Consider the following 13,248-nt stretch of genomic DNA (forward strand, 5'->3'; position numbering starts at 1 on the left):
CTATCTTGGCAAGGCTCGTATTAGTCTTGCCATTTTATACTGCTCGGCGAAGTGCCATCTAGTAATGGTCTCAGCCACTGAGCATGTTCCAAACCGTTAAGGTAATAGCTGGGATGGTGTTCCCACATTCCTGTTTCATCCAATTCGCCACAGAAATTATGAGCTTCGTAACGAATCCCTGGATGCTGGTTTATGAATTTGACGAACGTCTCGAGGTTGCCGTGCCCGGTAGCGCCCATTCCACTCCCCAAATAAAACCGTGTTGAACTGAAGCCAGCAGCAATTGAATGCTTGCCTTTTTCGACACGGAACATAATCAACGTTCCATCGTGTCGACCAGAGGAGCCGCCAGCTTCCTCCTGACAGACGCGTACTAGTTTGATATGGGTGTTTGCATGGTCGATTGCAGGTGCGAAGAATTCTGCGTAACTGTTACCTATCTCAGGATAGGGAAACATCGATCCTTTCCCGCTTAGGAGCCACTCTAGGCTGCAACCGAATTGTTGAGTGATTTTTTCGGCCAGTGCGAAGGTCAGAGCCGATAGACCATCGATGCAGTCCATCAGTAGAGAGGGGGAGGGCTCATCCAGTCTCAGCGCTAAGTGTGGAGTATCGCTATGCTCGCCCCAGGCAAATACTCCGTCTTCTCGCAAGCGCTCAAAGAGGAATTTAAGCCGTTGGCCTACTTGACGCTGCCAAGCCTCGCGGAGCGAAAGCTGCTCTGGTGCTGGCTTGCTGAACGAATGGATGTACTGCTTGAGTGCAAAGCGAATTTCGCTCTCGAGCGATCGCTCATGGCTAGCTGCTGCCTCTTGAAGTTTGTAGTGCAAATCGTCGGGTAGGTCGCGGATGCTGATTCTGGCCATGGGCTTTCCTTTTGCGTCATTTTGAGGTCATTTTGATTTTTATTGGTCGAATGTACGTCAAAATGACGTGTATCGCAATTCTACAGCAAGCTCGCTACCCTATCTTCGACCTGATGCAAAACGATCCACTTTGTTCCAATGAGGGTCTTGGGGGAAATGTTGCAGATGAATGAAGCGGATCAGCCTGGCGGAATTAATGGACCCTATTGACAAGCAGATCGCGCCTCCAAAATCTTGGGAGAAGTTCGAAGACCTTATACGTGCGCTGTTTGCTGCTGTCTGGAAAGCGCCTCTGACGCAAAAGAATGGTCGGAGTGGCCAGAGGCAAGACGGTGTGGATGTCTTCGGTACACCTGAGGCTACGCCGGGCAAGGTTTCAGGTGTGCAATGTAAGGGTAAGAGCGAGGCTTATGGGGCCAAAGCAACGATTGCCGAGTTTAATGCTGAGCTTGCAAAGGCCGAAAAATTTAAGCCGACGCTTGGCCACTGGACCTTCGCGACTACAGCGCCAAATGATGGGGCACTCCAAGAGCATGCACGGCTAGTGTCTGAGAGGCGCGAGAAGCAAGGTCGTTTTCCTGTCGTTGCCATCGGTTGGGAAACAGTTCAGGCGCTGCTTTCCAGTCACCCTTCTGTGCTTGAAGAGTTCTACTCCGAGCATGCGGGCAATTCTGAAAAAATACTGGAGGCTCTAAAGGCCCTTCCAAGTGCTCGCGAACTCGATCAGTTTCGGCGGGGCTTCATGGGGTTCATGCCTCGTGTAGCAGCACCGAATGCTGAGGACTCTTTGTGGTCTGAGGTTCAGTTTGATACTGCACGCGACCTTGGCCCCGCGCTGATGGGCCGTCCTCTTGGGCCTGCGGACGTTGCCGCTTGCCCGATGCTTCCTGAAGTGGCCGTTCTTATTGCCGACCTGGAGCGGGGCTGTTCGGCCCGACTCGTTGGAGTACCCGGGGCAGGCAAGTCTATTTGCATCCTTCAGGCGGCGCTGCAGATGCGTGAACGTGGTTGGCGAGTTTTGCGATTTGCTGATCACACGGGAGAGGTTCCTCCATTGGTTGAGAGCTCAACCCCAATCCTATATCTCGTTGATGATGCGCATTTGGCTCGTCCGGCGCTGCTACGTGAGTTGGAGGAGCGCGCAACGACATCTGTCTGGGTGCTGAGTGCGCACACGATTTCAGAGGATAAGGGTGGCTCTCCGGGGGCGATCCAACTTGATGCGAAGCGTGCGGTTCGCGTCATCGCGGACGGGCTGCGGGCCTCTCCCGAAACCACGCTTGCTGCTGTTCGCCGTGCAGATGATGGGGTCGGAGATCGTGTAGGAGAGGAGCAACTCGACCACCGTCTTAACGATGCGGAGAAAGAGGCAGTCTACCCGTGGCAGTTCTGCTTCATCCTCGGAGGAGGATGGCGGCGGGCGAGCGCGTTGTCGAGTTCAGCTCGCGCCGCGAAAGCGGACCTGGTACTTGCCGCTGCGGCAATTCGTCAACTTGCCAGCCGCGATGCTCGTTGCTCACGCGACGCCCTGATTCAACTGATTGGTGGCGCGACGTCGATCGTTGATTTGGACCATGCAGTCGACTGGTTGGTCTCGCAGCGACTTCTGCTGAATGGGGACGATCTTCGGTGCCCGCACCAGCGTCTCGCTAGCGTTTTGCTTGAGCGTATTCTGGCGGGGCAGTCAGTCGAAGAGCATCAGACCATTGCTCGTATACTCGAGACTATATTCCATGACGAGGCGACACCTCTGATCGGTCTGAGTGTGTTGCTTCGCGAATTGTCATGGGCGGGTGGGGGCCCTCATTGGAGACAGCTTGTGCAACCGGCATGGCTTGTGTCCGTGTTGGAACGCTGCTGGGCTGCGACCGCACGGCTCGACATCCGCGATGCCTGTTGGCTGATTAGCAATTTGCATGGCTATCTGCATGACGAGATGGACCGAATTGCAAGTCATAAAGAAATTTTAGCGAAATGGATTCAGGCGGCTCCTGAAGGTGCGTGCTATGCGATTGGTCGGGTCATCAATCATGTTCACAATACCAATGAGGCTCTTGGCGAAAGTATTGTCTTATTGGTCGATCCGCGCGCACTGGCCCGAGCGATCAGTACGGCGGGACCATTGCATGCTGGTGAGATAGCTGAACTCATCTCCATGATGCCTTTCGATAAGAATGATGCGTGGAAGAGCTATTATCTTGAGCATGTCGATCGCGAGGCTTGTCATCGTACAGTCTCGACTTGGCCGAAGGACGCCTATTTGTCAATCGTTGCCGATTTCTGCAAGCATTTCTGCTATTTCGAGCCAGAGTTCGGGGCTGTGTTGATTGAGGCTCTAATCCCAGCAATCGCCGACGGGCTGCGTGCTGATCCGCAAGAATCGTTTCATGAACTGAACGATATTGTGTGGAACTCGTTGCGACTCTACGATCCGCTCAGCATATATGTGGGCAAGCTAGCGCCCACAAGACGAATGCGACAAGTTGGACGCAAGATCTGTGCTTGCTGGTCGCCGCGGGATCTAGCGGCGAAATTATCCCGCAGCACGCAACGCAACTACCAGTCTGCCGCCGGGCTGCTCAGTTTTATGCGCAAGGCCTCGCCAAAGCAGTTCGAGGCGACCGTGCTGTCGCTCGATTGGGACGCGATTGATCAGGCGATTGGTACACATTGGTCGGAAAATATTGGCGATGCGCGAATGCTGCTGGGTATCGCATATTCCTTGCCTGCTTCACGCCCGGCGATTGAATCGCTAGTTGAGCGCAATGAGCCAAACATCGTCATCATGTCGACACATCTTGCGGCGCTCGCCCCGGCGAGTGCGTTGCGCCACGTTGCGGTGGGTAAACGCATTTCGATCTCCAATTGGGGTCATGTCGATTGGAAGCTAGGGACCTATGTTTTGGCGCGTTTTTCTCAGTTGGAACCGACATTGATTCCGGCCTTACTAGAGCCGCACTATGGAGGTATTGCGGCAGCGCTGTCGCAGTTCAGTCCGGCGTCCTACGGTGATGGCCTTCTGTTTCTACGCCTCCTCGCGCAGGTTGGGCCTGGTGGGTTAACCCCAGTGCTGGATCAGATTGATGTCGAAAAGGCAGAGCTTGGTTGGTGCAACGCGTTGCGCGGACGTGAAGTCAATCGCAAGCCTGGTACCAAAACACAGGTACGGCAGGTCGTTTCGTTGTTGATCCACCATGCACTCGATCGTAATGATGCCGTTGGTGACCTTTCGCGGCAATTGCGGCGAAATTTCCCCCGACAATCTTTGCCCCTAACAAATACGATTGAACTAATCGACATGAGCGAGTCAGCTGACTAGGTATAAGGGCCGTAGCCACCAATTTCGCCCGCGAGTCGTGCAACGCTAAGCGCGGATCGCGATCGCTGAGGTACCAGAGTCGGTGCTGGAGCGACCCACCGCGAGTGCAAGCGAGACCTGGCGCCCTCGACGGTGTGTTCTCTGGCGGCTCAGGTGTAGAGTGTCCCGGAGCTTCGGAGCTTGACGTATTGGACCGTAACGAACCTGGAGATGGCGGCGACGAAATCTTGTACGAGCAGGTCTTCCAGCAGAAAATCCCGCAAGGTGAAGCCGCTCTTGAGGATGTCGAAGCGCGGAAGCGGTGTGTCGAGGGCGGCGCCCGATAGGTGGACGAGGTTGTTCCGTACGGCCTGCAGCACTTCGTCGAAATCGAGGGCGAGGTCCTCCGCCGTGACACAGACTACCTCGTTCCGGGCGATGTCCAACGCCGCACCGAGTCCGCCAACCGTTCGGACACCAGGTGTTTCCACCGTAGAGGTTGTCCAGTGTTCATGGAGCGGATTCGGCGCGACAATGTTCAGATCGATGCGCGTTCCGTTCCTGTTCTTTGGCACCCGTTTCAGTTTTATCTCCACCGATGCATCGGCAAACGAGCTGCCAAAATCAGAGACGCCAAATGGCATCGCGTCGTGGAACTGCACAATGTAAGTGCCTGCTGCGGGGTCTGCGGTGACCTGCGCGCGACTGTAAGCGTAGACGTCCTTTGATACTGAACCGTGCGTGAAGGAGTAGCCGTGACTCGAGAGGACGTCGCGCAGCGTCGCCTCGGCGGCGATCGACAGCAGCGCCACCGCGGCATCGTTGCGCTTCTGCCGTCGCGCCGTCGCAGCGCTTGCGAGATAGTTGACGATGTAAGGTGGCACGACGGTACCCCAGGGGCGAGCGAGCCACTCGCAGCTCATGCGAGTCTCCGGATCGCCAACCGGTAAGCGAACAGGCCACTCCACGACCCAGCGCATGTCAGTGGAAAGCGAAATTGTCTCGTCGGGTTGTTCGGTCTCGATACGCAGCAGATCCAGCAGGTCCAGCGGTCGGTATCCTGGCACGCCGCCCTGCGCATTGACGAGGCGGTAGACTTCCTCGAACAGTCGAAGCGCGATATCTAGGCCACGCAGCATCATAGGCGATTGGAAGATCCTCGCGATTTCGTTTCTCTTGCGGACGAATTCGGCAGGGCCGACCGGCGCGATGACGTGTGAAGGCGTGCCATCAGTCAACCGGTCCATGGCGGCGAACAGCAGGTGTTGCGAGTCGCCCAGAAGCTCGAGCACAGCATCGAGCGTCTGCTCTAGGACCCTGCCGCTGACATGAACGGGGTACTTCATGCCGTCTCTCCGAGGTCGAGATCGCGCACAAGGACCGAGAGCGCCTTCTCTTTCTGCTGAAGCGACCTTTCGACAACGTTGCGTTCCTCTTTCGCGAGGACGACTCGACGGACGATCTCGGCCTGGATATCCCGTGGAGGCACAGGGATCAAAATTTTTTGTAAGACCTCCAACCTCAACATCTTCATTACGCTTCCGCCGGCGCCCGCGATCAAAATCTCATGCACATAGCGGCTGTTGATCGCGATCGCGAGGAACTCTGGCAGCACTAGCGTGTTGTGGACGCGGATACGGAAGACATGCCGGTTGATCGGGAACCGGCCGCTCTCGACGAGCGCAGCGGCACCTAAATAGGTGCTTAGTCCGTTCAGCACGATATCGCCTTCGCTGGCGACCGCATTAGGGTATTGCTGCACCTCGGCCTCGTCCGCTCGATCCTGCGGATCCAGCTGTATCTCCAGCGGCCGTATTGCGCCTGGCCCAATGAACACGACATCGCCAGCGTTCTTCGAGCGACGGATGGCACCGCCTTTCGTTATGAGGGCAAGGGTTTCCAGTGAGTGATGTTTGAATGAAGTGAGAGGAAGTTGCTGTTGCGCTTGGCGTGCAAGGTACGGTCCTGCGCTCAGCACTCCTTCTTCGGGGGGAGCCGTTGCGGTTAGGCCTAGGTTGTCGTTCCCGATTTCATGACCCTTCATCCACGATCCGAATCGCTGCAAGACATGGGGCAGCCCGGCTAATGACGTGCAGTCGAAGCTGTCCTGTTGCTGGCGGCTCTGGACTTTCGCGAAGAACAGGGCATCTCTTGAGTGGGCAGATTTGTCGAGTACGATGATGCTAGCTGCCAAGCCCGAATCGGGCAGGAAGGTACCGATATCAATCACGGCCTGCAGCCCGTTATCCAGCAGGAGTTTCCGCAGATGCGACCTGTCTGGATTGCCCAGCGGACCGTTCGGCAGCAGAGCCACAATTCGGCCCGTGGGCGAAAGGTGTTCCAACGCATGGTGAAGATAAGCCTCCTCGCTTGACAGCCCGCCGCTTCGCCGGTCGTCAAATCGCTTGTGCCGTGTGGTCATGCCGAAGGGAGGTGCTACGAAGATAAGGTCAGCCAGACCGTCCTGCCGGTGCGCACTTTGCGTGGACTCAAGCGGATCTCCGATCGATATTGAGGGCAGTTCGGCACCGAATACCAACTGCTGCACACTAGCCCATATGGCATCGGTCGCATGGCGAGCAAACAAGACCATGTTCGATGGCGACGTGGTTCCCGCCAGGCGCACGGCAGCTGATAGGTTGCCCAGGCCGCAATGAAGATCTAGCACCCGGTCGCCCTGTTCGAGGCCTGCAAGACGCACAAGCAGGTCTGAGGTCCAGCGCGGCAATCGGATTGCACCCGATAAAGTGGGATAGCGACCTAGGATGTCGTCGAGTAGTGACAGAGCGTCGACGGGCTCAAGACTGTCCAGTGCTGAGGCGGCGAGCAAGTCGAGTGCTTCTTGGTACACACGCGGCGATGTTGGGTTATGCCTGGCGGCGAGGACGAACATTTCCACGAAGTCGGCGTCCGACCATTCCAGGCGGGCCGCAGCGAGCTCCACTTGAGAATTGGAACCTCCGATCAGCAGATCGCAGAATATGTTGCGGCCGCGTCGCCACTGCAGGTGCGCAAAGAGGATGAGAGCCAGGGCTTCAGGCGACCACTTTTGCTGGCGCGAGCGCTCCAGCATGTTGCGCAACGTGCTCCTGACTCCCGCTATCCGGCTGGCGCGCGATTGACTGTAGGAATCTCCTTCGACCAGGTCGTAATATGTCTTCGGCACCGATAGCGGTAAGGGGCGGCCCGATTCGTCAGTCTCGAACCAGAGCATCTGTAGGCCATCGGAAACAAGGAAGAAACGCGCCCCAACTTCAATTGCCGCGAACTGGATCTGGCGAATCAGGGCATTGAATGGAATCAGATTGGTGTCAGGAGGCAGTTTGTCGAGGCGCTTGGCTTCACAGACGATCTGGATGCGACCGTGCAGTATCACGACCAAGTCCAGACGCGCGTTGCGGCTGGTCTGATATTCCCGTTGAATCAGTTCGGTGGGAAATCCGAGGTCGTGAGTAAGGTAGGCATGAATACGCTGCACCGCCTGGCTTTCATTCATCTTCCTTGTCCTCACCTAGTCCATCCTGGCGATTGATCTACAACGATCATCCGAGGAATGGAGGCGGACTCTATCATGCGGTCGGACGATGCAGTAGTACGTATTGAATGGGAGAACTGGGCGTGGGTGTATGAGTGTGCGCCGGTATTGCCGGCAACTCATGGCTCGTGAACTCTGCCGTGTGAGAAGTTCATAGATAAGAGGTGGACATTCTTCAGATGGCCGAACAAAAGAGAGGAGTGCTACAGATCAGGCTCGACCGTCAGCACTGGTACCGCCCTGAGGGAGTGGTCAGGTTTTGCAGAGCTGCGCATACGCAAGTGAACGGTGGTCGCAAAGTCTCTTGCGATAGAGATCGACTGCATGTGGCTCTGGTCGTGTGAGCAGTAGAGACAAAATGTGGTGCCGGGTGGGCTGACCAGGTGGCAGGTGGAGCATTCAGTACCGTGCCCATACTCGGTGGAGACCTTCATAGTCGTACCCACGATTTGAGCTTCGCGCCGTTCACGCATTCCGGCAGTGTTGCTTGGCCGTGGATTCAATGATTGTTTGTGGGCCACCACTTTCTGTGCTGCCCAATGCGCCTCCCGCTCCAGGGCATGAGCAGCGGCCTTTTGTTCCTGCGCCTTACGTTGGTCGTCAGCGATGGCCTGCAAGCGCGCTTGTTCTTCAGTCCAGCGGGCGCCGGCTGCCTGTGCTTGGGCCTGAAGTGCTTTGTACGTTCTCGCTTCCAGTTCCAGGGCACGGGTCGACCGTATCCAGCGTCGATTATCAAGGTCGTTCAGTACCGCGTGTTCAAAGGTTGCTGGGTCGTTGATCTGCTCCAGGCTGAGCCCGCTGAGATCGATTTCGAGAGAGGAGTGCTCAAGGGCTTCCAGGCGTTTGTAGCGCAGGCCTTCAGCGCGAGCGGACGTCTTGAGTCGTACCAGCAGTTGCTTGTCCCTGAGGTGAAGCACGGCATGCGCGACCACCTCATCGAAGACCACAAAGCGTTCCACACGCTCTGCCGTGATGGTGGAGGAACTGAACCCTATCTCCTGACTCAATGGCGTTGATACCGTCGCGACCGACACCCGACTCTGGAAACCGGGTAGCAATAAAGTGTGAGGCGGCATCAGTAGGGCAATAGCGGCTCGGCGCACGCCTTCCTTGTGGCCCCAGAGACAGTCGTCCCACCGGACATGGCGGAAGTAGGGGGCGACGATTTCGCCCTGATTGGCCGCGCTCAAGGGTTTGTGGCAGGCAGGGCACACACAGCCGCAGGCCAAGCCGTTGTCGACCTCGAATGCGCGATACATCACGCCGTCACGTTCACCAAAGGGGATGGTGTTTCCCATGTTTATCGCTACCTTCAAAGTCAACTGGTGGTGCTGGTGACAATGCCCTACGTATCCCGGCGGATACCGACAGATTCTATCGGATGGGTAAATCAACCATTCGTTTATCGCGCCACATCAAGAACGAATACAACGACATGTCCGTCGCTCACGGCTTGGCTTCGGGCTGAGAGCATTTGCCCTAGCGCCTCGGGCGTTTGAGGTGAGTCTAAGTCTCGTGTTGGGCGCTTAAGTTTTTTCTTGGGCGGCTGGCGGTCGCCAAACCAGAGCACTAGATAGATGCCATACCCATAGGCGCGCCAATCACTTGCATAAAGCGCATCCAGCTGCGTATCCGCGCCATGCCAGAGGTCTCTATGCCACTGTCCTTTGATTTCGATAGGAACCCTGAACAATCCTGTGGAGCAGGTAATATCCACCTCTTTATCGTTTGCTACATGCGTTTCTGGGGTTAATTCAATACCTTCCGAACCTTGCCGAAGAAGGCCTAAAAGGTGATCCCTGCATTCCTCTTCTTTACGAGCTACAAACTTGTCATCGTAAAATCCCCGCCATGATTCGGCATCGTCACTTTTGATTTTTGTTTGAACGACTTCAAGCTCTTCGAGCATGAAGGTTCGAAGATCAAGAGCACTGCTTGGTTCAATATCGCGAGTGATGGCATTCAAAGCGCTCAGTGAAGGCGGGCGATAGTCAATTTCTACACGTGCCTGTGCCTGCTCTGCCGCGACACTACGGATGGTTTCTGTATAGCCATCTGCCGGTTGATCTCTAAGTCGTCGTATTGCAGCGATCGCCTCATCATCGTGGTTGTTGCCAAGGCGCTTGATGAGGTGAACGATGTACTCACTGGCATCCCAAGGGCTTTCGCCACCATAGACTTCAAATTCGGCGCCATTGATGAATGGCCAAAGCAAACGAAAAGTGCTGATAATCCATTCAAGCTGGCTAGCGGTGAGGGTCAGGTCTTTGTTGTTGTCAAAATACACACCTGTTAAGTGTTTCAAACGCCATAAAAGTTCAGGATTTATTGGCTGGCTCCGTAGGCGAGCCGTTTGTTCGAAGTTTATGTATATACTTGTAGCGAACCACGTTTGTTGGCGACTTTCGTCGCTCAATTCGATCCGCTCAGCAGCGATGCTGCGCAATCGATCATGCTGGTCAGAGTGAAGAAGACGATGGATAAAGCTTGTTTCGACGTCTAGTTGTACGTCAGGAAAACGCTCAATCCATTCGGCAGCCAGCTTGGTGCTAATGTGGGCGTGAGTGTCATCTCTGAGGAGTGCATACAGACCATCAATTGATTCGCGCTGTGCTTTGAACTGAGGCTCATAGTATAGCCTTAGGGTGCTTTCCCACGCGCCGCGCTTCTGAAGCGCCTCCTCTATCTCTTTTTCGAGTCCGTCAAATCCTGCATGGTGATCAATTTTACTATGACGTAGCTCGAATAAGGCTGCCATCAAACGTTCGTCAGAGAGATCTTCAAAACCAATACCTTTTCGTGACCGTTCAGCGAGAGCTGAGACCAGAATATATGTCGCTTCCCAGGTTCTTCCGTTAGCCCAAGATACTGCTATTTCTTCGGCGGTTGGTTTTGGGGGGGAAAGCTTTAGAAAAGCTTCAAAACCTTCGTGTGCAGCGCTGCCGATGTCGTGGCCAAGCCATTCGTCAACCCGTTCATGGGCCGGTTTGTCATCACCGATGTCGTTATAGAGTTTTAGATAGGCTTTGGCTGGGGCGATTAGGTATTTGTATTGGCCCTTACGCATATTGGCAATATTTTTTAGATAAAATTTCTGCTGGCTTTCGAGGTTGACTTCTCTCTGGGCGCGCCTCTTACGTTCGCTTTCCATTTGTTTGAGCCCCCAGTCTTCTACGATGGGAGTGGCTAGCCTGTCGATCCAAGCAAGGAGCTCAGAGTCATGCTTTGCAAATGGCTTTGCTAACTCACGAGTGTCAGCACCAATATGCCCATCATGCTGAACAAGCTGCATAACGTCGCGCCAACGCTGATCGCTGTGATCGTCTGGATCTAGAGATTTGAGCAGGACTGCCACATCGTCAGTATTAGGGAAAAGAGAGGGTAAGCATTTGCTTAGGTGAAAGGCTCTTACTCTAATATGATGTTCATCTATAGCCTCGATTAATACAAATCGCTGAATGGCCTGTCGAAGAAAATTGTTGGTTGATATTAGCACGGTTAATCGTTCTCGGTACTCGCCTGCATAGCCCATGCTGGAATCAAGATTTTTGATCCATGACCAGAGCTTCTCGTTGTTAAGGGGGGTGTACTCCGAGCGTCGAAAGATCAAGTGATATATGAAGTCGGAGAGCTCGCGGTGAGCAGCTTGTTCTTGAGAGCTTTCAGAGGTTGCTATTCTTTTTGTTATTTGGTCTAAAATATTTTCTATGCGCGATGGGGGTAAGGCATTTCGCATCTGCCAGAGTATTCCGGTAGTTGCTCTTTTGTCCTTGGTGTAGGACGTGACTAAGTCGCTAATCAAGTCGTCGTCAAAAAGCGCGTAACCAATTGTTCCTATGAGTTCGATGGCTAGGCGGAGAGAAAAGCTATCACCGTAAGCGAGAAGTTTGCGAGTTATAAGCGGCCAGTCTTTTTCTATTCCGGATGCAATAAGTGCACTGCCTGCCGATTTTCGATGTGCGAAAGATACCGTTTTTTCGAGCATGAGAGCATCCAGCTCATCCGCAAGGTACGGAGCAATAGAAGAGCCTTTTAGGGCATCTAGGAGCAACAGACGTAGCGCAAATGGCGTCTCTGCTGAAGTGATCAATGAACGTATTTCGTTTAGCAGCATGGGCTGCATCAGCCCGCGCAATGGGAATTTACCAAAGCTGGAGAAGCGAGGGCCATGCCGTGCCAGCTTTTCTAACGCGCAGAGCAGTGTACGGGCCTGTTCGACACTGAGAGCATCGGCGTCACCATATTCAATAACGCCCATCGGGTCGGCGGCAATGACCTCATGAGCGAGCGCAGGATCTCGTGCGAGCCATGCATGAAGGCCACGAAGGTTCGCCGGGACGAGGCCCAGGCTTTGGAACATCGAAAGGAGCCGTCTGCGTTTTCGTTTTGTATTGGCCTGCTTCGAAAGCCAGCGAGCCCCCAGATACTCACCAATACGACGATGCCAATAACTGAACCTATCAGGTCCATTGGCCTTGAACAGCCGTGTACCCAGAATGCTCTTGATTACCTCCCCACCAGGAAGCATGGACAGCTCCGTTATTTGAAGCTCTCCTTCGGCGACATTTGCAGCAGCTTTTCTGACGATGGTGTCGCTACCGGTCAGAATCATTCCGGCAAACGCGGCACCTGCTGCGTCGAGCGCGGTTTCTTTTGCAGGCTGGGTGTCAGCCTTTGCCTCCTTATGCTCGCTGCGCAACACATCGACGGCTTCCTCGAACAACTCGCCACGGGTTTCTGGGAGCTGTCCGGTCTTGGCGACTTCTGCAATCATTTGGAGTGACTGAGGGTTTCCCAGCATTCCATTGAGTCCTCGAGCGTTGAAGTGCTCGATCACCGTTCTCGAGTCGTCTCCGAATACTGAGTGTAAGAAGGCAGCGACATCAGCATCTCCAAAGGGCTCAAGATGCATTTCGAGTGGCTTTTCATCGTATTGCTCGGAAATGGACTCAAGCCCAGTTGCACTGCGCCAGTCAGAGACCCGGCAGGAAAGCACAAACGTTGGATAGTCCAGTTCGCCCAGCTTTTGAAGTACAAGATCTATGGCGTCGCCTTGCTTCTGCGAGCTCACTTCATCAAGCGCATCGATGACGAGGATGGCAGCGTCACCGAGGAGCTTTTGTGGTGAGCGACTGTTGATGAGTTGGCGTGCTGTACACGTTGAGTAACCTGGATGAGAAGCAAGCCACTCAAGCAGATGGCTTTTACCCATGCCGGCTTCGCCGAGAACGACAAGAGACCTTTCGTGTCCGACGAGTTCTGATTGTGTTACCTGAATGCGGTCAGTCTTCGTTTCGTACCAGAGGGTTCTTTGGATTGATTCTTCGGTCATGGGATCGTCATCAGTACGGAGAGTAGTCGTGGAGGCAAAAGCTGAATTCTTTGGATCCTATTTCATTCTACCGCCGATTACCTCGTGCGGAGACAACGATAGACGCGCTTTGGGCTGAGGGTGAGGCCGTTGTGAGGCGTATGTCAGTCCTCCAAAAACTGTCGCTCTACTCCAGTGCTGGATGGAGGCCAAGTCTTGAAGATCGGCAGCCGCCACG

Annotated in this window: 6 protein-coding genes; 1 reads left to right on the plus strand and 5 read right to left on the minus strand. The window is 54.7% G+C overall.

Annotated elements, in window-relative coordinates:
• Positions 1-20: 20 nt before the first annotated feature.
• Positions 21-866 (minus strand): FitA-like ribbon-helix-helix domain-containing protein, encoded by an 846-nt coding sequence (locus tag HX866_RS27140; protein ID WP_177140770.1) that lies wholly within the window; start codon positions 864-866, stop codon positions 21-23.
• 169 nt (positions 867-1,035) lie between these two features.
• Here HX866_RS27140 and HX866_RS27145 point away from each other — a divergent pair, with 169 nt between their 5' ends.
• Positions 1,036-4,185, plus strand: a complete 3,150-nt coding sequence (locus tag HX866_RS27145) for a hypothetical protein (RefSeq protein ID WP_218179778.1) — start codon at positions 1,036-1,038, stop codon at positions 4,183-4,185.
• Between the two features lie 149 nt (positions 4,186-4,334).
• Here the strand turns inward: HX866_RS27145 and HX866_RS27150 are convergent, their stop codons facing one another.
• The 4 genes from HX866_RS27150 to HX866_RS34490 all read right to left on the minus strand — a co-directional run bounded on the left by HX866_RS27150 (position 4,335) and on the right by HX866_RS34490 (position 13,031).
• Positions 4,335-5,510 carry a hypothetical protein gene (locus tag HX866_RS27150; RefSeq protein ID WP_177140771.1) on the minus strand — a complete coding sequence of 392 codons (1,176 nt, stop codon included), beginning with the start codon at positions 5,508-5,510 and terminating at the stop codon, positions 4,335-4,337.
• Positions 5,507-7,660, minus strand: coding sequence for an N-6 DNA methylase (locus tag HX866_RS27155; RefSeq protein WP_177140772.1), 2,154 nt, complete (start codon positions 7,658-7,660; stop codon positions 5,507-5,509). Before HX866_RS27155 ends, HX866_RS27150 begins: the two co-directional genes overlap by 4 nt.
• Positions 7,661-7,902: 242 nt before the next feature.
• Positions 7,903-8,997 (minus strand): hypothetical protein, encoded by a 1,095-nt coding sequence (locus HX866_RS27160; RefSeq protein ID WP_177140773.1) that lies wholly within the window; start codon positions 8,995-8,997, stop codon positions 7,903-7,905.
• A 104-nt stretch (positions 8,998-9,101) separates the two neighbouring features.
• Positions 9,102-13,031, minus strand: coding sequence for an NACHT domain-containing protein (locus tag HX866_RS34490; protein WP_256345016.1), 3,930 nt, complete (start codon positions 13,029-13,031; stop codon positions 9,102-9,104).
• Positions 13,032-13,248: the final 217 nt, after the last annotated feature.

This window comes from Pseudomonas gingeri (assembly GCF_013386165.1).
Lineage (GTDB): Bacteria > Pseudomonadota > Gammaproteobacteria > Pseudomonadales > Pseudomonadaceae > Aquipseudomonas > Aquipseudomonas gingeri_C.

Coding starts and splice junctions, on each gene's coding strand:
- HX866_RS27140 (WP_177140770.1), bottom strand. CDS start 866: ATGGCCAGAATCAGCATCCGCGACCTACCCGACGATTTGCACTACAAA.
- HX866_RS27145 (WP_218179778.1), top strand. CDS start 1,036: ATGAAGCGGATCAGCCTGGCGGAATTAATGGACCCTATTGACAAGCAG.
- HX866_RS27150 (WP_177140771.1), bottom strand. CDS start 5,510: ATGAAGTACCCCGTTCATGTCAGCGGCAGGGTCCTAGAGCAGACGCTC.
- HX866_RS27155 (WP_177140772.1), bottom strand. CDS start 7,660: ATGAATGAAAGCCAGGCGGTGCAGCGTATTCATGCCTACCTTACTCAC.
- HX866_RS27160 (WP_177140773.1), bottom strand. CDS start 8,997: ATGGGAAACACCATCCCCTTTGGTGAACGTGACGGCGTGATGTATCGC.
- HX866_RS34490 (WP_256345016.1), bottom strand. CDS start 13,031: ATGACCGAAGAATCAATCCAAAGAACCCTCTGGTACGAAACGAAGACT.